Source organism: Gammaproteobacteria bacterium, assembly GCA_016705365.1.
GTDB lineage: Bacteria > Pseudomonadota > Gammaproteobacteria > Pseudomonadales > UBA5518 > UBA5518.
Genome location: JADIYI010000002.1, coordinates 469,848 through 489,609 on the forward strand (window position 1 = coordinate 469,848; position 19,762 = coordinate 489,609).

Sequence of the window (19,762 nt, forward strand, 5' to 3'; positions counted from 1 at the left end):
GACGCGATTACACTGCCGGCTGTCAAACCAGCGGCGGGAGATCATGGTGAGCGACTCGGTACATGCGCAAACGCAACAGATCTGGAACAGTTTCTGTGACGAGCTGAAAGATGCCGGCAAACTGCTGTTGCGTCCGAGCACGCCCTCCTCGGCCATTGACCAGGCCACCGGGTTGCGGGCGCTGGCGCGCAATATCGCGCTCGGCCTGCAATTCGAGCTCGAGAACAACGACCCCCTGCATCCGGAGCTGCTGCATTATTTCGACCCGATCCGCAAGCAGGGCGGCGACAACAGCGACGCGCTCTATGTCGGCGCGCCGATCAACGGCAGCGATACCTACCGCATTCACGGCACCCGTGGCAGCGCCCGCTACTTCGCGATCACGGTGCTCGAGGACGGGGCCACCCCGTGGGGCGGCAAGGTAGTCGGCGCGCTGTTCGGGCCCGATATCGTGACCGATGCCGAGGGCCGCTTCAGCGTGACACTCGCACCGACGCCACAAGCCGGAAACTGGATAGCCACCAATGCCGCAACCTATCGCGTCACCATCCGCCAGTTCTTCGCCGACTGGCTCAACGAGGAACCGATGCGCGCGCGCATCGATCGCCTCTGCGACACCCCATGCCCGCCGGCCGCGCCAGATCAGGCACGCATGGCCGAGGGTCTGGCCAGGGCCGCGCGCTGGGTCAACGTATCGTTGCACTACTGGGCCGACATGCTCGACCGCTGGCAGAAGCAACCACACCAATTCCTGTCCTACCGCCAGCTCGATGACAACGCGATCGATGCAACACCGGGTGGCGAGCCCCTGATCGCCTATTGGAAGGTGCCGCCCGGGCAGGCGCTGATCATCCGCGTGCACCCGCCGCGTGCCGATTTCTGGAGCGTGGAGTTCGGCAATTACTGGTGGGAAACCATGGATTACCGTTACCGCCACGCGAGCACCAACTGTCATCACGCCGATCTCGAGGCCGACGGCGAGCTGGTCGTGGTGGTGAGCCATGATGATCCGGGACTGGCGAACTGGCTCGACCCTGCCGGCTACAGCGAGGGCTACGTCACCTACCGCTGGATCGGTGCCGACGCCTACCCACGCCCCGATTGCACCCTGGTGCCGCGCAGCGAACTCGACACCCGGCTGCCCGGGGCACGGCGCATCGACGCGCCGGAACGGGCGCGGCGCATGGAGAAGCGTCGCGCCGGGATCCTCAAACGCTTCGGTTACTGAACCGGGCCGCGGTCCGGCGGTGTTTGAACAGGATTACCCGAATTGCGGGGGGCATGGCGGGCGCGGGACGGATAAGATAGCTGGATGAACAACGCACCCGACATCTTCGGCTACCGCAAGTACTGGGCGCAGCGCTTTGGCATCGCGCCCTATCTGCCGATGACACGCGCCGAGATGGATGTGCTCGGCTGGGATTCCTGCGACGTCATCATCGTGACCGGGGATGCGTACATCGACCACCCCAGTTTCGGCATGGCATTGATCGGGCGCGTGCTCGAGGCGCAGGGATTCCGGGTCGGCATCATTGCGCAACCCGACTGGCAATCGGCGCAAGCGTTCCGCCAGCTGGGGCGCCCGAACCTGTTCTTCGGCATCACCGCCGGCAACATGGATTCGATGGTCAACCGCTATACTGCCGATCGCAAGATCCGCTCCGATGATGCCTACACGCCCGACGCCGCTTCCAACCGCCGCCCGGACCGGGCGGTGGTGGTCTATGCCCAGCGTGCGCGCGAGGCCTTTCCCGACGCCAATATCGTGGTCGGCTCGATCGAGGCGAGCCTGCGCCGCATCGCGCACTACGATTACTGGTCGGACACGGTCCGGCGCTCGGTACTGCCCGATTCGAAGGCAGACCTGCTGCTGTTCGGCAATGCCGAACGTGCCATCGTGGCGCTCGCGCACCGGCTCGCTGCCGGCGAGTCCATCGAGTCTATCCGCGATCTGCGCGGCAGTGCGTTCATGGTGAAGCGCGACTGGCGACCGGACAAAGACTGGGCCGAGCTCGATTCCACGGAAGTCGACACGCCAGGGCCACTGGTGCAGCACCCCGATCCCTACGCGATGGATCCGCGGGAGGACACCACGGCGTGCAGCCGCCAACCGGTACCCGGCGGGGATTTGCAGGCGCTGCGCATCATGCCGCGCGAAAAGCGCAAACTCGATCGCGAGCGCAGCGTGGTGCGGCTTCCCGCCTACGAAGCGGTACGCGATGACCCGGTGCTCTACGCCCACGCCTCGCGCACCTTTCATGTCGAATCCAATCCCGGCAATGCGCGGGCGCTGGTCCAGGCACACGGCACCCGCGACGTGTGGCTGAACCCACCGCCGCTGCCGCTGACGACGGCCGAGATGGATGGCGTCTATGACCTGCCCTTCCAGCGCACCCCGCACCCCGCGTATGGCGCTGCACGCATCCCCGCCTATGAGATGATCCGCTTCTCGATCAACATCATGCGCGGCTGTTTTGGCGGCTGCACTTTCTGTTCGATCACCGAGCACGAGGGACGCATCATCCAGAGCCGCTCGGAGCAATCGATACTGCGCGAGATCGAGGATATCCGCGACCGCAGCCCCGGTTTCACCGGCGTGATATCCGACCTCGGCGGCCCCACCGCGAACATGTACCGCATGGCCTGCAAGGCACCGGAAATCGAGAGCGCCTGCCGACGCCTGTCCTGCGTGTACCCGGACGTGTGCGTGAACCTCAACACCGATCACTCGCCGCTGATCAGCGTGTACCGCAAGGCGCGCGAGCTGCCCGGGGTCAAGAAGATACTGATCAGCTCCGGGCTGCGCTATGACCTCGCGGTACGCTCGCCCGAATACGTGAAGGAACTGGTGACCCATCACATTGGTGGCTACCTGAAAATCGCGCCCGAACACACCGAGGACGCGCCGCTGTCGAAAATGATGAAACCCGGCATCGGCAGTTACGAACGCTTCAGGGAGATGTTCGAACGTTTCTCGCGCGAGGCCGGCAAGGAGCAGTTCCTGATCCCGTATTTCATCGCGGCACACCCGGGCACCACCGACGAGGACATGATGAACCTCGCGCTGTGGCTCAAGCGCAACGGTTTTCGTCTCGACCAGGTACAGACGTTCCTGCCGACGCCCATGGCACTGGCGACCACCATGTACCACACCCGCAAGAACCCGCTCAAACGCGTGCGCCGCGACGGCGAAAACGTGGAAACCGTGCGCGCGGCGAAATCGCGCCGCCTGCACAAGGCGTTCCTGCGTTATCACGATGCCGAGAACTGGCCGCTGCTGCGCGAGGCATTGCAGCGCATGGGCCGCGCCGATCTGATTGGCAACGGCAAGAAACACCTGGTTCCGAACTACCAGCCGGCGGGAACCGGCACCCGGTTCTCGCCAGGCCCGGATGCCCGGCACGCAAGGCGCGCGGCCTCGAGACGCTCCCCACAAGGAGCGCACTACACCCGCAAATGATGTGATACGCGCCGTAGCCAGCACCAGAAGGGTGCGCACAGGACCTCTTCCGGGCACCACCACTGCAAAGAGCAAGACGAATTGCACCGCTGACGCCAGGCTGAATGGATTGCTCACCGGCAGACACTCACCGGTCGCAGGCGCAGGCTGCGCAGCTAAAATGACTCCGCTCAACACGGTCACGACCGCCGCCAATGCGATCGCGATGGGTAAATCTTCCGCGTTTCCGGTGTCAGTTATTTCCGTGTCGCACACTGGCGGCTGCGATAGACTTTCACCGTGAACCTGTATACGGAGACCGCACCGCGCCATGGCACGATTCATCCTCGGACACGGAATGCGCGGGCTCGGTGCGCGCAATACCCGCGTCGAGCGCGTGTTGTACCGCTTGGATCGCTTGTTTTTTGGCGCCTTGCTGTGGTTGATCCGGTTGTTGCCGGTCGATCTTGCCTCGCGCTTCGGCGCCGCCGTCGGACGCACATTCGGGCCCCGCTTCAGAAAGAGCCGCGCGCTAGACGAGAATCTGCGCATCGCGCTGCCCCACGCAACACCGCTCGAACGCAAACGCATTGCGCGCGAGGCCTGGGCCAATGCGGGTGCCGTATTCGCCGAGTACGGTCATCTCGACACCATCATCCCGGCCGATTCCGGGCGCATGGAATGTGTGGTGCATGGCGATATCGAAACCCTGCGCAACCCCGCACGCCCGGCCATTTTCGTCGGAGCGCACCAGGCAAACTGGGAAATGATGGGGGCGGCCATTACCCGCTTCGGCGTCCCGCTCGCAGCACTGTTTTCGCCACCGACCAATCCCCTGCTCGATGAAATGCTGCGGCACTGGCGCAGCGGACTCGGATGCGAAATGCTGACCCGCGACGAAAGCATGCGTCCGATGATCCGGGCGCTGACACATGGTTCGTCTCTCGGTATCGTGGCGGACCGGCGGGTCGACTCCGGCAAGCCAGTGGCGCTGTTCGGGATCGACAAGCCGACATCACTGATACCGGCACGACTTGCACTGCGCTTCGGTTATGACCTGGTGCCGGTACGCACCGAGCGTTTGCATGGCGCCCGCTTCCGGGTGAGCTTTTATCCGCCGATCAGGCCACCTGCGGCAGCGGCGGCGGCAGACGAGATCGAGCAGGCGATCCGCATGACGCACGAGATCCACAGCCTCTTCGAGCAATGGATACTTGAGCGCCCCGGCGAGTGGTTCTGTTCCAAGCGGCTGTGGCCGAAGGAAGCATACGGCGGCTCACGGACCCGAAATGACGGCGCGCGCGCTGCCTGATATCTGCATCAACTTTGAGATACTCCCCATGACAATCCATGCCAAGCCGGCCCCACGCGCACAGGAGCCCTCGATCCGCCTGTTCCGCAATGATTTCCTGGAGGCGCTGACGCATGTGCATCCGATCGTGCCGCTGCTGTTCTGGAGTCCGGTTGTCGCCTGGTTGCTGTGGCGCAGCATCACGGTGCATCAATTGCCCGCAGACGGAATGGTGCTGATCGCGGTCCTCGGCCTGGTGGTCTGGTCACTTGCGGAATACTGCCTGCACCGCTTCGTGTTCCATTACCCGGCAAAGGGTCCTGTCGGCAAGTACCTGGTGTTCATGTTCCATGGCGTGCACCACGATGCGCCGCGCGACAAGACCCGCCTGGTGATGCCGCCCGCGGGCGCGGTGATCGTGATGTTCCTGCTGTGGCAGATGTTCCGCCTGGTGGTGCCGGCGCCGTGGATCGAACCCTTTTGCGCCTTCTTCATCGTCGGCTACCTGGTCTATGACTATATTCACTACGGGACGCACCACTTTTCGATGAAGCATCCTGCGCTGCATTTCCTGAAGGTCTACCATCTGCGGCACCACTACGGCGCCGACGGCAAGCGCTACGGCGTGAGTTCACCGCTCTGGGACCGGGTATTCGGAACCTATCCCGAAGAGGAGATACCGGGCCGGCGCGCGCGCTGATATCCGCCGTGGCCGAGCACCTGCTGATACCAAAGCGCCTGACCCGCGCCCTGCCCTGGTTGCGGCGGGTCGCGTGGCATGTCGAGGCGCTGTTCGTCCGCGCCATTGCCTGGCTGCTGCGCCAGTTCGCGCCCGAGCGCTCCATCGCGCTGGCAATGCGGGTGATGGGCCTGATCGGACCGCTGATGCCGATGTGGGACAACGTGGGTCGGAATCTCGCGATCGTATTCCCGGAACTCGACCCGGCCCAACGCAGACAGCTGCAGCGCGGCGTGTTCGCGCATCTGGGTTGCGCGGTCGCTGAGCTGGTGCTCATCGAGCGCTTGTGGCAAGAGCGCGAGGCCCGGATGGAGTTCGTGGCCGATCCCGCGATCCTCGGTATCGGGCCCGGCAAGCCGCCAATGGTGCTGGTCACGGCGCACGTCGGCGCCTGGCAGCTCAGCAACTTCATCGCTGCCCGTTACAACTTTGCACTCACCTCACTTTATGCCCCCGAGTCAAATCCGCTGCTCGCCGACCTGACGTTCCGGTTGCGCGACCAGCTCCCCTGCACCTGGATCTCGCGCGACGGCGGCGTCAAGCGCCTGATCGAGGAGTTGCGCTCCGGGCGCTCGGTGGGGCTTGCCTGCGACACTCGCCTGGACCAGGGCGAGGCGGTGCCATTCTTCGGGCATCCAGCGCTGACCAACACGGTACCCGCGCGGCTGGCACTGCGCCAGGGACTGCAACTGGTGCCGGTGCACGTGCTGCGTCTGCCGGGCGCGCGCTACCGGGTCACGATGGAAGCGCCCATCGTGGCGCGCAATCCCGAGGCACCGGCGCCGGAACAGGCGCTGGACATGACCGAGCAGATGAACGCGCGTTTCGAACGCTGGATCCGCGCGACGCCCGGTGAATGGATGTGCCTCGCGCGACGTTTTCCGAAGGAACTCGACAAGGCCGCACGCGACCAGGTGCGCGCGGCTCACCAATAACGGACGCGCCCGGTATCGACATGAATGAAGTTGGATGCGCGGTAGAGCCCCACCCCGCCACCACGCAACGAGCGCGCGGCCGAGTGCAGCTTTGACAGGTCAGAACCCGGCAGGCGGATATCGATCGCCTTGCCATACAGGTGCATGCTGCCTTGGGCAACTCCACTGCTGCGCGAACGCAGCATTTCATTGGAGGCCGGTGCGCGGTAGCCGGAAATCACCTCAAAGGAACGCTGGTTGCCGACCGCGCGCTGCAGACGGCTCAGCAGATCGAGCAACGCGGTATCGATCGTGTGCTCCTCGTTGGCGCGATGATCGCGCAGCACATGATTGATCTCCGCGAGAGCACCGTTCACATAGTTGCCATTTTCCCAATACGGAACGCGCAGCCGCTCGCCGGTGTGCAGGTTCAGGAAGCCGAGTTCGCGCGCGCCCTCGTTTGCAACCAGCGCACGGGCCCCGGCAGAGCCCATCAACCCGGCAACCGCCAGCGTTTTCAGAAAGCCACGACGTCCTTTGCACGGTGCCGACGGCAGCTTGTCGGAAGAAAACGGCATAAGCCCTCCCGTTGTGATTCAGCCTGAATAAAATGCTATGGTGCGCCCGGACCAACGGTTACCGACACTTGCGCAGGTCCATACAAAATAACCCTATATCCTTGATTGGTAAAGCAGGAAGCATGTCCGTTACGTTGAGAGCCTGGCGTTTGCTTCTATTGATTTGGCTGTTTCCACAGTATGCGGCAGCGCAGGACACGCTCGCCGCGACGCTCGAACAGTTGCAGCGCGACGGCAGTATCCGCGTTGCCGGGGCCCTGGTCCGCAACAGTCCGCTGCTGCAATCCTTTTATGTCACGCGCGGCCAGCGGGCGGCGTGGGACGGCCCTGCGAGCCGTCAGCAACTGCTCGCGGCGGTGGGCACGGCCGCGGCCGAAGGCCTGAATCCGCGCGATTACCATCTCGCTGCGCTGCAGGGCTCCAACACCACCTCTGCCGCCTTCGATGCGCTGCGCACGGATGCACTGATCCGCCTCGCGGCGCACCTCTTTCACGGCAAGCTGGACGCCATCGACTATCTCCCCGAGATCGATCTGCAGAACGCCGAACTCGGTGCCAGCGCGGTGCAGCTGCTGGAGGATGCGATCGGCAAACCGGATATTCCCGCACTGCTCGAGCGGCTCACGCCACACGGCGAAATCTATCAGCGGCTGAAAGCAGGACTGGCCCAATACCGGGCCATCGAACAGCGCGGCGGCTGGGGGCTCGTCGCTGACGGCCCGACCCTGCATCCGGGCGATCGCTCGCCGCGGGTCGTGGCTTTGCGCGAGCGCCTGAGCGCCAGCGCCGATCTTCGCGATCCCGGCCCGGTAACGGACCGCGAGCTGTTCGATACCGCGCTCGCGCAGGCGACCCGGCATTTCCAGACCCGCCACCAGCTCGATGCCGACGGTGTGGTCGGCAAGAAAACCGTCACCGCGCTGAATGTGCCGGTGAGCCAGCGCATCGATCAGATCCGGATCAACCTGGAGCGGGCGCGCTGGTTGCTGCACGATCTGCCGGCGAGCTATGTTCTGGTCGACATCGCCGGCTTTACGGTGCGCTATGTCCAGGACGGCAAGGAACTGCTGCGATCGCGCGCGGTGGTCGGCAAGCCCTTTCGCATGACACCGATCTTTCGCGCGACCATGAAGTACCTGGAATTCAATCCTACCTGGACCGTGCCACCCACCATCCTGCGCCAGGATGTCCTGCCCCAAATCAGGAAGAATCCCGGCTATCTGGCCAGCAAGAAGATGCGCGTGCTGACCTTCGAGGGCAAGGAAGTGAATCCGGCAAGCGTGGACTGGTCGCGTTACCAGGGAAAGAACCTGCCCTACCTGATCCGCCAGGATCCGGGGCCGGACAATGCGCTCGGGCGAGTGAAATTCATGTTCCCGAACCAGCACCACGTCTACCTGCACGATACCCCGAGCCGCGACCTGTTCCGTCAGTCGGAGCGCGCATTCAGTTCCGGCTGCATTCGAGTCGAGGAGGCCGCGACGCTGGCCAAGCTGCTGCTCGCGCGCCAGGGATGGACGCCGGCGCAGGTCGAGGAGTCGCTCGCCGGCAAACGTACCCGCAAGGTGTCCCTGGATACCCCGGTACCGGTGTTGCTCTACTACTGGACAGTCGCGATCGAGGACGATGGCGACATCCTGCTCAAGCGTGACATCTACCAGCGGGATGCAAAATTGCTGGAGGCGCTGGATGAGTTGGACGGCGCTGCGTAGCGACGGCTTGTCTGGCTTGCAACGATCCCGCGCGCACCGAGCCAAGGGGGCGAAGTGTTTGCCGCAGCTGCATCGCCCGGGAACGGCAATCGCATCATCGCCGGAATGCCGCATCAAGATGATTCCCGTACAATGAGCGGCAGTCACACCCCCTCAACGCGCACCCTCGGCCATCGGATCCACAAATGAGAGCAGCCATCTTTTCCGCAGCAGGCGAGCCGCTGCAAATCGAAGAACGACCCATGCCCGGCGCCGAGCCGGGATCGCTGGTAATCCGGGTCAGGGCCTGCGGCATCTGCGCCTCCGATCTGCACGCGAGCGAGGCACCGGGAATGCTCAGTCCCGGCAACGTGCTCGGCCACGAATATGCCGGCGAGGTGGTGGCGATCGGTGCCGGGGTGAACGGCTGGGCCATCGGCGAGCGCCTCACCGCGTTGCCCGCGAGCCCCTGTGGCGTGTGCGCGGCCTGCAAGGCGGGCCGTTTTGTCGAGTGCGGCGATATGCTGATGCAGGGCTTCGACCCGCGCATGCCCGGTGCCTATGCCGAGTACACGCGGTGCATGGCGGTGCTGGCGATGAAGCTGCCGGAGTCGGTGGACCTGCAGGATGCCGCGACCATCGAGCCGCTGGCGGTCGGACTGGGTGCCTGCCGCAGTGCGGCGCTCGAGCCCGGTGCCAGCGTGCTGGTAATCGGTGCCGGCATCATCGGCCTGGCGGTCGCCAAGTGGGCCCGCTTCTTCGGTGCCGGCGATGTCGGCATCAGCGAGATGGTACCGGCACGCATCGAGCGTGCCCGCCGGATTGGCGCGGATATCGTTATCGATGCCGCACGGTACGCCGATCCGGTCGCCGAATTCCAGCGGATCACCGGGCGCGCGCCGACGGTGATCTTCGAGTGCGTTGGCCGCCCGATGATCCAGAAGCTGATCGACATGGCGCCCCCTGGCGCGCACCTTGTCATGGTCGGCACCGGCATGCAGCCCGAGCAACTGACCGTGGTGACTGCCGCGCTGAAGCGTCTGCGCATGAGCTTCCACCTTGCCTACGAGCTCGACGATTTTCCGTTCGTGCTGCGCATGCTGGCTGTCGGCCGGATCAGCACCGAGGGCCTGGTAACCGGCACGGTCGGTCTCGACGCGCTGCCGGCGATGTTTGCCACGCTGCAACAACCCAACGATCATTGCAAGATCATGATCACACCCTGAACCTTTTGTCGTGGTGTAACGCCGCTGCGGCGATCTTGCGACTGTTTGCAAGCCCTCGGGCCGGAGAATCGAGCATTGAACGATGACAGCATCCTGATCGGCGCCGGCGAAATCCCCGTGAGCCTGCCGTTGCGTTATGCGAACCGTCACGGACTGGTGGCAGGCGCCACCGGCACCGGCAAGACCATCACCGTGCAGGGGCTCGCGGAGAGCTTCTCCGCGGCCGGCGTGCCGGTATTCGTCGCCGATGTCAAAGGCGATCTCGCGGGGCTGGCGATGCCCGGCGTCGCCAATCCGCGCATCGAGGAGCGCTGGAGCCGCATCGGCGTGGCCCAGCCCCCGTTCGCCGCCGCACCGGTCAGCTTGTGGGACGTGTATGGCAAGGGTGGCATCCCGTTGCGGCTCAGCCTCTCCGAACTCGGCCCGCAGATGCTCTCGCGCATGCTGGAACTCAACGAAACCCAGGAGGCGGTGCTGTCGCTGGTGTTCCAGTTTGCCGATGACGAGGGCCTGCTGCTGCTCGACATGAACGATCTTCGTACCACGCTGGTGCACCTTGGCGAACACGCGCGCGAGCTGGACACCCGTTACGCCGCTTTCTCGCGCCCCTCGGTGGCCGCCATCCAGCGGCGCCTGCTGTTGCTCGAAAATGCCGGTGCCGCGACCTTCTTCGGTGAGCCTGCGGTGCAGCTGACGGATCTGATGCGCACTGCCGCCAATGGACAGGGGGTCGTGAATATTCTCGATGCGCGCGAGCTGATCAATCAACCGCGGCTCTATACCAGCTTCCTGCTGTGGCTGATGTCGGAGCTGTTCGAACAGCTCCCCGAGATCGGCGACCCGGAACGCCCGCGCATCGTGTTCTTCTTCGACGAGGCACACCTGCTGTTCGACGGCGCGCCGAAGGCGCTGATGCAGCGAATCGAGCAGGTGGTACGCCTGATCCGCTCCAAGGGCGTGGGCATCTATTTCATCACCCAGAGTCCGGGCGACATACCCGACGACGTACTGGCGCAACTCGGCAACCGCATCCAGCATGCGCTGCGCGCCTACACGCCGAGCGAGCAGAAAGCGGTGCGCGTCGCGGCGCAGTCCTTTCGCGCCAATCCCTTGTTCGAAACCGAGCAGGTGATTGCCCAGCTCGGCGTCGGCGAGGCGCTGGTATCGGTGCTCGAGCAACGTGGCGTGCCCTCGGTGGTGCAACGCACCCTGGTACGCCCGCCCGGCTCGCGCATGGGACCACTGGAAGATCACGAGCGCCAGTCGCTGCTTGGCGCGGACGCCTTGTTTGCGCGTTATCGCACCAGTCATGACCCGGTGTCGGCGCACGAGATCCTGCAACAGCGCGCGCAGCGCCAACTCGCCGAGGCAAGCAATGAAAAGGCCTCTCCGGCGCGCGAACCCGCCCGGCGTTCGACCCGCGAAGGCCCGGTGGAAGCACTGCTCAAGAGCGTCGCCCGCAGCATAGGCAGCGGACTCGGACGCAGCATCGTGCGCGGTGTGCTGGGTTCGATACTGCGTGGGCGCTGAAGCGGAAGCCGCCGACATGAGTGCGCATTCCCGACCAAACGGAGGTTTCCAATGATTCGCTTGCTGATCGTGTTGGCCATCGTGGTGCTGGCGACTCTCTACCTGAACGGCCGCGAGGGCCAGGTACAGAAGCCGGAGCAGCAATACATGGAACAGACCGACAAGGCCAGGGCGCTCGAGCTGCAGACACAGGAGCAGGCGACTCAACAATTGAGAACCATCGATGAGAATACCCAATAGATCCGCACCGCACGCACTGCTGGCGCTGATCGCGCTATCGAGCAACCCGGTCGCGGCGGCCGAGGAACTCGAAACGCTGGTGGTCAGCGCCACCCGCAGCTCGGTACCGGCAGCGGAACTCAGCAACAGTATCCGCACCCTGAGCGCCGAGGAACTCGCGATGATCGGCGCAGTGCATATCAGCGAGGTCCTGGCGCGGGTGCCCGGCGCCTGGATCAACCGCGGCAATGGCCAGGAGAATCTCACCGCGATCCGTTCCCCGGTATTCACCGGGGCCGGCAGCTGCGGAGCGTTCTACGTGGCCGAGGACGGTGTGCCGATACGCCCGCCCGGCGTCTGCAATGTCAACGAACTGTCCGAAATCAACGGCGAGCAGGCCGCCCGCATCGAAGTGTTGCGCGGACCCGGCACCGCGGTACACGGCAGCAATGCCCAGCACGGCGTGATCAACGTGATCAGCATGCCACCACCCGAGACGCCACGCGACGCCTCGCTGTCGCTGGAGGGCGGCCCAAACGAATACGCACGCCTGCTCGGCAGCTATGGCGAGGCGCATCCCGAGCATGCCTGGCGACTCAGCATCAACGCCGCCCACGACGGCGGTTACAAGGACGACTCCGGTTTCGACCAGCAGAAACTCAGCTATCGCCACGATGTCGCCTGGTCCGGCGTGACCCTCGCCTCGCTGCTCAGCCTCGCCAATCTCAACCAGGAAACCGCGGGCTTCGTGGTTGGCGAGGACGCCTACAAGCATTCCGGAGAAAAGCGCGAAAACCCCAACCCGGAAGCGTTTCGCGACAACAAGACGGCACGCTGGCAGGGTCGCTTCGACATCGATCTCGGCGCCTCGGGCACGCTCGCCATCACCCCCTATCTGCGCTACCAGGATATGCGCTTCCTGCAGCATTTCCTGCTCGGGCAGCCGCTCGAGGAAAACGGTTTGCGCAGTGTCGGCTGGCAGAGCGCCTGGGAATTGTCTCTGAGCGATGCCCTGTTGCTCAGCACCGGAATCGACGCCGAGTACAGCGACAGCTACCTGCAGGAAACCCAGCGCGAAGCCGTGACTGTGAGCGTGCTGCCGACCGGCAAACACTACGACTACCGGGTCGACAGCCTGAACGGCGCCGCCTTTGCCCAGCTGCGCTGGGAGGCGAGCAGCACAACCCGGGTGATGGCTGGATTGCGTCTCGAAGAGCAGGACTACGATTACGACAACCGCATGCTCGACGGGGCAACGCGCGATGACGGCAGCAACTGCGGATCACCCGCCCAGCCACTTCCCTGCCGTTATTCGCGCCCGGCGGATCGCAACGATTCCTTCGGCGAAGTGTCGCTGAATGCCGGCATCAGCCATGCATTGACCTCCAGCCAGGAAGTGATCCTGAACATTGCGCACGGCTTCCGCCCACCGCAGACTGCCGAACTCTACCGCTTGCAGAGCGGACAACTGGCAGCCGATATCAACTCCGAGCAGATCGACAGCATCGAACTCGGCTGGCGCGGCAGCTGGGCCGCATTCGATTACAACCTCAGCAGCTACTACATGGAAAAATCCGACGTGATTTTCCAGGATTCCGAGAGGCGCAACGTCGATGGCGCCGCCACCGAGCACTACGGTTTCGAGTATTCGCTTGCCTGGCGTCTTGCCCCCCACTGGATGCTGAGCGCGGACGGCACGCTGGCGCGCCACCGCTACGCCGACGACGCCCCGTTGCAGGGATTGGCGCCCGGCACCAGCATCGAGGGCCGCGACATCGACACGGCGCCACGCTCGATGGCATCGTTGCGCCTGGGCTGGACCCCGGATCCGCGCACCACGCTGGAACTCGAATGGCAGCATATCGGCCGCTACTTTCTCGAGCCCACCGATACCTACGATTATCCGGGTCACGAGCTGCTGCACCTGCGTCTGCGGCGCGAGTTGGGCCATTCGCTGATGCTCGGCGTGCGCGTCACCAATCTCGGCGACGAGGATTATGCCGAGCGTGCCGATTACGCGTTTGGCGATTACCGCTATTTCGTCGGCGAACCACGCAGCCTGTTCGTCGAACTGGGCTGGCAGCTCTGAATAATGTCAAGAATATGCCGATGACATTGCACGTGGATCTGTACTGGTCGTTTCGCAGCCCCTGCTCCTATCTCGCGACGCCGCGCATCCGCCGGATCGCACGCGAGACAGCCGGCCACCGGGGGGGTGCCGACACTCGTTTAACGGTGCAGCCTTGGCCAGCACCGCATCGATGTGCTGCTGTGGCGCGTGCAGCAGCACGGGTTGAAGCACCGGGGACAGCAGCGCGGACGCCCGTTCCACCGCTCGCGGCGGCCGGGGGCTATCCTGGCGTGCCGACCACACCCCGGTCGTGCAGGCGCGCGAATTCACCGGCACCGATCCCCAGCAACTCACCGAGCACCTGCTCGGTATGCTCGCCGAGTCGTGGCGCCGGTCTTACCGGCAAGCGATCCCGACCCGAGAAATCGAGCGCAATGCCCGGCGCAATCAGCGCACCCACGCCAGGCTGCTCGATGCGACCGAACATGGGGTTGGCCTCGGAACACGACGGGTCGCGCCGCACCAGTTCCTCCAGACTCTGGTAACGGCCCCAGCACACACCGTGCCGACGGAAAATATCCTCGATCAGCGCAAATGGCCGCGCCGCGATCCACTCGCCCACCGCCACGGCAATCTCGCGCCGGGCACGGAAGCGATTGCCTTCGAGCCCGAGATCGAGCCCGAGACGCTGGCCAAGCGTGGCCATCGCCGCGCCCAGATCCATCGCGCCCAGCAGCGATCGCCATTGCTTCGCGGTCAAGCCCACCACCATGACCCGCTCGCCACCGGCACACACGAAATCGCGCCCGAACGCACCGAACAACTCGTTGCCGTGCCGCGCGCGCTGTTCCCCAAGCTGCGCCTCGGCGAGAAAGCCGAGATGTCCCATCACCGCCAGCGCCACGTCCTCGAGCGCCAGCTTCACATGCTGCCCGACACCGTTGCGCAAGCGGTATCGCTCCGCCGCGAGCAGGCCCACCGCCGCCATCTGTCCGGTGATCAGATCCCAGGCCGGCAGCACGTGATTGACCACCGCGTCGTGATCTGCGGACCCGGTGATGAACGGCAAGCCGAGCCGCGGGTTGATCGTGTAGTCCACCGCCGAGCCACCGTGGCGGTCGCCCTGCACCGTCAACTGGATCAGGTCGTGGCGGCGCTGCTCGAGCAGTGCATGGTCGAGCCAGCCGCGCGGCGGAAAATTCGTCAGCAGCATGCCGGCATCCGCGCCCGGTGCACAGATCAGCGCCATCGCCAGCTCGCGTCCTTCGGGAGATGCGAGATCGAGCGCCACCGAACGCTTGGACTTGTTGAGACCGCACCAGAACAGGCTCACGTCGTCACGCGTCACCGGCCAGCGCCGGTAATCAAGACCACCGCCGAGCGCATCGATGCGGATCACGTCGGCGCCCATCTGCGCCAGCGTCATGCCCCCGAGCGGCGCGGCCACGAACGCGGCCGCCTCGACCACCCGCATCCCGGCGAGCACCGGCCCGCGCGCAACTTCGGTTTCCATCAACCGTCCTCCCTGGCGAGTGCCTGCTCGAGCAGGCTGCGCGCGATAACCTTCAGGGCCAGAGTTTCCTCGGCGCCTTCGAAAATGGACAGCACCCGCGCGTCCACGAAGTAGCGGCTGACCGGCGCCTCCTCGGCATAACCCATGCCGCCGTGGATCTGCAGCGCCTCGCGCGTCACCAGCTCGGCCGAGCGGCAGGCCAGTAGCTTGACCAGGCTCGCCTCGATCCGGGCGTCGCCCTGTTCCCGCGCACCGGCAACCGCATAGGTCAGCTGACGGCACGCGGCAAGCCGCGCCGCCATGCGGGCAAGCTTGGCCAGCGTGAGCTGGCAGCCGATCAACGGCGCTCCGAACACCTTGCGCTCGGTGGCGTAGCGCAGCGCGGCGAGCAAAGCCGCACGCATCACCCCGGTGGCGCGCGCCGCGGTCTGCAGGCGTCCGCCCGTCATCCCCGCCATGGTGTAGTAAAAACCCTTGCCGAGCCCTGCTGCACCACCGATCACATGCTCATCCGGCACAAAAAAATTCTCGAATGCCAGATCAAAGGAATGCATGCCACGATAGCCGATGGTCGGGATCGCCCTGCCCTGGAGCGACCCGCCGCCTGGTTGGCGAAACCCGAAAGAGTGCGTGTCGTACGAGGGCTTCTCGACCAGCAGCACACTGAGGCCGCGATGCCCCAGTGTCCGGTCGGCGTCGGTGCGTGCAACCACCATCAGCAGCCCGGCCTTGCCGGCAAAGGTGCACCAGGTCTTGGCGCCATCGAGCAGCCAGCCGCCCCGTGCAGGTGTAGCCTGCAGCGCCAGGTTGGCCACATCGGAACCGAAATCGGGTTCGGTGATCGCGATCGCACACAACGGATCGCCGGCCGCTATCTGCGGCAGCCAGCGCCGCTTCTGGGCCTCGGTCGCGCCTGCGAGCAACGCGCGGCTCAGAATCTCGGGCCGGGTGATCAGGCTGCCGGCCGCCGCCAGCGAGGCCTCCGACAATGCCTCGGTAACCACCACCATCATCCGTGTGGCGCCGACATCGCTCGTCGCGCTGCCTCCGTAGCATTCCGGGATCGAAAGACCGAACACACCCAGTGCACGCAACGGCTGCAGCAGGCTCTCGGGCACCGTCAGGTTCTGACGATGAATCGCTCCGGCCTGCGGTGCGACCACCTCGGCCGCAAACCGGCGGAACGTGTCGCGGGCGATGCGCAGCTCCTGATCGAGCGGCACCCGGCCTACCTCCTGATCGCCCTGCGCCAGCGCCCGCCCGGTTGCCGCCAGAGCCTGTGCACCTGCCACCGCATGACGCAACCGCGCCCACCCGGGATCGCCCGCAATCGAGTGCAGCGCTGCCAACTCCAGATCGAGTTCGAGAAAGATCGGCTCCAGCCGCGCCAGTACCGCGGCGATCGCCTCGACCGCGAAGATCAGCGCCAACCGCGCGTCCTGGATGCTGCTGTCGGCATCGAGTCGTGCGAGCACGGTGCGGGTCGCGAGCAGCTCCGCGCTCGACCACGCCAGCTCGTAGGCAGCGACCTGGTGGGTATCGAGAAGCCCGGACTGCAGCCTTGTGCCACTCGTGCAGAGGCGCGCGAGCTTCCCCACCGCGCGATCGAACTGCGGCTGCAGCAATCCGAGCAGCCGGGCAGCCGTCCCGGCCTCCTGTTGCAAGGCATGGATCATCGCGGCGGACACGCTTCCCCGCTCAGGGCTTCAGCTCGGGAATCACGTGCGCAAAGTGATCGATCATCGGCATCACCTGCTCCGGCTTGTCCCACAGATCCACCGCCACACCGACGTTCACCCGCTCGATACCGATATCGCGGTAGCGCTTCAAGGTATCGAAATCCGGCGTGCGCATCGCCTGCAACGTGATCGAAACGCAGGCCGGATCACGGCCATTGTCGCGCACCGCCCGGCGGAAATCGGCAACGGACTTTGCGATGTCCCGCAACAATACGTCGACCGGCATCCAGCCGTCGGCCCATTCGGCTGCATGCCGCACACCCAGCGGACCCACTGCGCCGAAAATCACCGGCAGCGGCTGCTGCAACGGTTTCGGCGCACACCATACCGGATCGAAATCGATGTACTGCCCGTGGTACTCGGCCTGGTCCTGGGTCCATAGCGTACGCAGCGCAGCCACCGCTTCACGCATCACTGCGTAGCGCTTGCCCCAAGGCTGACTGCTGACGTTGCAAAATTCCTCCTTGTTCCAGCCAACCCCCGTGCCGATGATCACACGCCCACCCGAGAGCTGATCCAGAGTGACGATGGACTTGGCCTGCGAGAACAGGTCACGCTCGAGCAACAAGGCGATCCCGGTGCAGACCCGCAACGTGGTGGTCACCGAAGCCGCTGCCATCAGCGACACGTAGGGGTCCATCATCAGTTTGTAGGGTTCCGGCAACTCGCCACCGCCCGAGTACGGAGTCTGGCGCGAGACCGGGATGTGGCTGTGCTCGCCGTACCACAACGAATCGAAACCGCGCTCCTCGAGCGCACGCGCAAGCACCACCGGAGTCGGGTCGAGCAGCGTATTCATCGAGCTGAAACCAAGATGCATGAGTGCTCCGTATGCAGGGCGTGGCTGGAAACATTGCCAGCCAATGGTAAGTGCGTTGGCGACAGGCAACAACGTGCTTGCGCCGCAGCGCTGCCGCCGGCGTTGCCAGCTCCGCCAATTCAGATCATGTCGAGCAACGGGTCGCGGCCACTCGCCATCACCGCCAGTCGCGCACGCGTCGCGCGCCGGTATTGCGCCTTCACCCGTGCAAATCCCGGCATCGCCACAAGCTGCCACGCCCGGCTCCGCGCCGCGGGCAACAGTTCCGCGGGCTCGACAGTGACGTCGATGATGTTGCCGAACATCGGATCGTCGATGGCATGGGCCGCGTCCCCCATTGCCTTGCGCAGCGCACCGAGGCTCTCCAGCGTCAGCGCATTCAGCGGTGGCCGGTCCATTGTGAGTGTGCGGAAACCCAGCCCGTTGTGCGACCCGCTCCACCACGGCGGCTTCAGCTGCGCTCGGCAACGGCACTCGCCTGCAACTCGCGCCTTTCGTTGAGCAGCTTCCTGAACCCGTTCGATGTCACTACCGAATGGGCGTTGATGTACGCCTCATGGTTGGCCTCGACCTCCTGTAACACGTAACGGTAATTGACCAGCATGCCGCAGGACTGCGCGAACCCCTTGCCGGAAGTATCGCCCAGCCAGTTGAGTCGCTCGATGCGCGCGCCATTGCTGAGATGGAACCGCTCCACCGCATCGAGCGGCTGCTCCCCGCGCCTGGCGTGGGCGAGATAGATCGCACAAAGCGGCATCAGCAGTTCTCGCATCTGCTCGGCCAGCGCGGGATTGCGCTGCCATTCCTTCGGCAACTGCTCACGCAACAGCTGGCGCTGGGGCTCGCTCAACAGCGTCAGTTCCGGTTTTTTCAATTCCCGTTCGAGCCATGCGCGGAACCCGGGGATCGGCGACAGCGTCACGAACTGTTTCAGCCCCGGAAAGTCCCGACGCAACTCCATCACCACCTGCTTGATCAGGAAATTGCCGAACGAGATCCCCAACAGACCTTCCTGGCAGTTGCTGATCGAATAAAACACCGCGGTGTCGATTTTCCCGCGCGCCGTGGCGGCCGGGGCCGCCAGCAGTTGCTGCACGTTGCCGGACATGCCTTCGACCAGCGCGATCTCGACGAAAATCAGCGGCTCGTCGGGCAGCGCCGGATGGAAAAACGCAAAGCAGCGACGGTCATCGGCGAGACGGCGGCGCAGATCGTCCCAGCCATCCATCTCGTGCACCGCCTCGTAGGCGATCAGCTTCTCGAGAATATGCGCCGGCGTTTCCCAGGAGATCGCCCTGAGATCGAGGAACCCCCGGTTGAACCAGGCTTTCAGCACATACAACAGATCGGCATCGACCGGTTTCAGATCCTTCTGATCCGGCAGCAGGCGCAACAGGTCGCGGCGCATGCCGAGTATGGTGGCCATGCCGCCGGAAGCCATGTTGATGCGCCGAAACAGCTTGCGCCGGCCCCCCTCGAGTGCCCTTTGCAGTCGCCTGAGGTTTTCCTCGCTGTCATCCTCGCGGTAGCGCGCTGCGCATTGCAGGATTTCCTCGCGGCGCGGCGCGTAAGCCTGCTGCAACAACCGGAAAAACGCCATGCGACCGGCATCGTCGAGACGCTGGTAGGCGAACAGGAGTTCCTGCGCCACCGCAGTACCCATCGCCTCGCCGCGGCTCGAGCCCAGTTCCTGGCACAGATACTCGATCTGGCGCGCCCCGCCGCGGCGGTTGTTGCGGCCGCGCTGCCACAGTTCGCGGCCCGCCTCCGCGATCGAATCCAGCCAGTCGTTGATCCGCATATCCAGTACAGCCGTTGCCCACCAGGATGTTGCAGCGTAGCGTTGTTGCGCAATGCGCTGCAATCGCACGGCGACCCGGCAACCGTCACTCTTTGTGGATTCGGCAACCGCCTTGCGTCACCATGGAAGTTCATCGCGTGATCCGCAACACAATGGATACGGCGCTCACCAATCCGAGAAAAGCTGAAAGC

General features: G+C 64.8%; 16 protein-coding genes. 10 read left to right on the forward strand and 6 right to left on the reverse strand.

From position 1 onward, the window contains the following. Window positions 1-43: 43 nt before the first annotated feature. The 5 genes from IPF49_02315 (at window position 44) to IPF49_02335 (ending at window position 6,404) form a co-directional block, all read left to right on the forward strand. Complete coding sequence (locus IPF49_02315; protein MBK6286480.1) at window positions 44-1,228, forward strand: DUF1214 domain-containing protein; 1,185 nt, start codon at window positions 44-46, stop codon at window positions 1,226-1,228. 84 nt (window positions 1,229-1,312) lie between these two features. Next, window positions 1,313-3,460 carry a YgiQ family radical SAM protein gene (locus IPF49_02320; protein MBK6286481.1) on the forward strand — a complete coding sequence of 716 codons (2,148 nt, stop codon included), beginning with the start codon at window positions 1,313-1,315 and terminating at the stop codon, window positions 3,458-3,460. A gap of 310 nt (window positions 3,461-3,770) precedes the next feature. Next, a complete protein-coding gene (locus tag IPF49_02325) occupies window positions 3,771-4,751 on the forward strand; it encodes a lauroyl acyltransferase (GenBank protein MBK6286482.1) in 981 nt (326 codons plus the stop codon). A gap of 28 nt (window positions 4,752-4,779) precedes the next feature. Continuing rightward, window positions 4,780-5,430: a sterol desaturase family protein gene (locus tag IPF49_02330; protein ID MBK6286483.1), complete on the forward strand. Its 651-nt coding sequence runs from the start codon at window positions 4,780-4,782 to the stop codon at window positions 5,428-5,430. An 8-nt stretch (window positions 5,431-5,438) separates the two neighbouring features. After that, complete coding sequence (locus IPF49_02335) at window positions 5,439-6,404, forward strand: lysophospholipid acyltransferase family protein (protein MBK6286484.1); 966 nt, start codon at window positions 5,439-5,441, stop codon at window positions 6,402-6,404. On the opposite strand, the gene IPF49_02340 is transcribed toward IPF49_02335, so the two are convergent. After that, the gene (locus tag IPF49_02340) at window positions 6,395-6,961 is read right to left on the reverse strand and encodes a YcbK family protein (GenBank protein MBK6286485.1); all 567 of its coding nucleotides are present in this window, start codon (window positions 6,959-6,961) and stop codon (window positions 6,395-6,397) included. The two genes, IPF49_02335 and IPF49_02340, sit on opposite strands and share 10 nt — an antisense overlap. Window positions 6,962-7,110: 149 nt before the next feature. Here IPF49_02340 and IPF49_02345 point away from each other — a divergent pair, with 149 nt between their 5' ends. The 5 genes from IPF49_02345 to IPF49_02365 all read left to right on the forward strand — a co-directional run bounded on the left by IPF49_02345 (window position 7,111) and on the right by IPF49_02365 (window position 13,716). Then, window positions 7,111-8,673 (forward strand): L,D-transpeptidase family protein, encoded by a 1,563-nt coding sequence (locus IPF49_02345; protein ID MBK6286486.1) that lies wholly within the window; start codon window positions 7,111-7,113, stop codon window positions 8,671-8,673. 185 nt (window positions 8,674-8,858) lie between these two features. Continuing rightward, window positions 8,859-9,878, forward strand: coding sequence for an alcohol dehydrogenase catalytic domain-containing protein (locus IPF49_02350; protein ID MBK6286487.1), 1,020 nt, complete (start codon window positions 8,859-8,861; stop codon window positions 9,876-9,878). Window positions 9,879-9,953: 75 nt separating this feature from the next. Further along, complete coding sequence (locus IPF49_02355; protein MBK6286488.1) at window positions 9,954-11,408, forward strand: DUF853 family protein; 1,455 nt, start codon at window positions 9,954-9,956, stop codon at window positions 11,406-11,408. 51 nt (window positions 11,409-11,459) lie between these two features. Further along, the gene (locus tag IPF49_02360) at window positions 11,460-11,648 is read left to right on the forward strand and encodes a hypothetical protein (protein ID MBK6286489.1); all 189 of its coding nucleotides are present in this window, start codon (window positions 11,460-11,462) and stop codon (window positions 11,646-11,648) included. Continuing rightward, entirely contained in the window at window positions 11,632-13,716 is a 2,085-nt protein-coding gene (locus IPF49_02365; GenBank protein ID MBK6286490.1) for a TonB-dependent receptor, read from the forward strand. The genes IPF49_02360 and IPF49_02365 overlap by 17 nt, the downstream gene beginning before the upstream one ends. Before the next feature lie 262 nt (window positions 13,717-13,978). Here IPF49_02365 and IPF49_02370 read toward each other — a convergent pair whose 3' ends face one another. From IPF49_02370 to IPF49_02390, 5 genes are all read right to left on the reverse strand, one after another. Next, window positions 13,979-15,211, reverse strand: a complete 1,233-nt coding sequence (locus IPF49_02370; protein MBK6286491.1) for a CoA transferase — start codon at window positions 15,209-15,211, stop codon at window positions 13,979-13,981. After that, complete coding sequence (locus tag IPF49_02375; protein ID MBK6286492.1) at window positions 15,211-16,887, reverse strand: acyl-CoA/acyl-ACP dehydrogenase; 1,677 nt, start codon at window positions 16,885-16,887, stop codon at window positions 15,211-15,213. Before IPF49_02375 ends, IPF49_02370 begins: the two co-directional genes overlap by 1 nt. Window positions 16,888-16,909: 22 nt before the next feature. Further along, complete coding sequence (locus tag IPF49_02380) at window positions 16,910-17,770, reverse strand: LLM class F420-dependent oxidoreductase (GenBank protein ID MBK6286493.1); 861 nt, start codon at window positions 17,768-17,770, stop codon at window positions 16,910-16,912. A gap of 119 nt (window positions 17,771-17,889) precedes the next feature. Beyond that, window positions 17,890-18,168, reverse strand: coding sequence for a hypothetical protein (locus tag IPF49_02385; GenBank protein MBK6286494.1), 279 nt, complete (start codon window positions 18,166-18,168; stop codon window positions 17,890-17,892). Window positions 18,169-18,221: 53 nt separating this feature from the next. Further along, window positions 18,222-19,571, reverse strand: coding sequence for a malonyl-CoA decarboxylase (locus IPF49_02390; GenBank protein ID MBK6286495.1), 1,350 nt, complete (start codon window positions 19,569-19,571; stop codon window positions 18,222-18,224). Between the last annotated feature and the right edge of the window lie 191 nt (window positions 19,572-19,762).

Excerpts from the sequence above, each read along its gene's own strand:
- IPF49_02390 (MBK6286495.1), bottom strand. The coding sequence starts at position 19,571 with ATGCGGATCAACGACTGGCTGGATTCGATCGCGGAGGCGGGCCGCGAA.
- IPF49_02365 (MBK6286490.1), top strand. The coding sequence starts at position 11,632 with ATGAGAATACCCAATAGATCCGCACCGCACGCACTGCTGGCGCTGATC.
- IPF49_02325 (MBK6286482.1), top strand. The coding sequence starts at position 3,771 with ATGGCACGATTCATCCTCGGACACGGAATGCGCGGGCTCGGTGCGCGC.
- IPF49_02320 (MBK6286481.1), top strand. The coding sequence starts at position 1,313 with ATGAACAACGCACCCGACATCTTCGGCTACCGCAAGTACTGGGCGCAG.
- IPF49_02380 (MBK6286493.1), bottom strand. The coding sequence starts at position 17,770 with ATGCATCTTGGTTTCAGCTCGATGAATACGCTGCTCGACCCGACTCCG.
- IPF49_02340 (MBK6286485.1), bottom strand. The coding sequence starts at position 6,961 with ATGCCGTTTTCTTCCGACAAGCTGCCGTCGGCACCGTGCAAAGGACGT.
- IPF49_02385 (MBK6286494.1), bottom strand. The coding sequence starts at position 18,168 with ATGGACCGGCCACCGCTGAATGCGCTGACGCTGGAGAGCCTCGGTGCG.
- IPF49_02330 (MBK6286483.1), top strand. The coding sequence starts at position 4,780 with ATGACAATCCATGCCAAGCCGGCCCCACGCGCACAGGAGCCCTCGATC.
- IPF49_02375 (MBK6286492.1), bottom strand. The coding sequence starts at position 16,887 with ATGATCCATGCCTTGCAACAGGAGGCCGGGACGGCTGCCCGGCTGCTC.
- IPF49_02315 (MBK6286480.1), top strand. The coding sequence starts at position 44 with ATGGTGAGCGACTCGGTACATGCGCAAACGCAACAGATCTGGAACAGT.
- IPF49_02350 (MBK6286487.1), top strand. The coding sequence starts at position 8,859 with ATGAGAGCAGCCATCTTTTCCGCAGCAGGCGAGCCGCTGCAAATCGAA.
- IPF49_02370 (MBK6286491.1), bottom strand. The coding sequence starts at position 15,211 with ATGGAAACCGAAGTTGCGCGCGGGCCGGTGCTCGCCGGGATGCGGGTG.
- IPF49_02360 (MBK6286489.1), top strand. The coding sequence starts at position 11,460 with ATGATTCGCTTGCTGATCGTGTTGGCCATCGTGGTGCTGGCGACTCTC.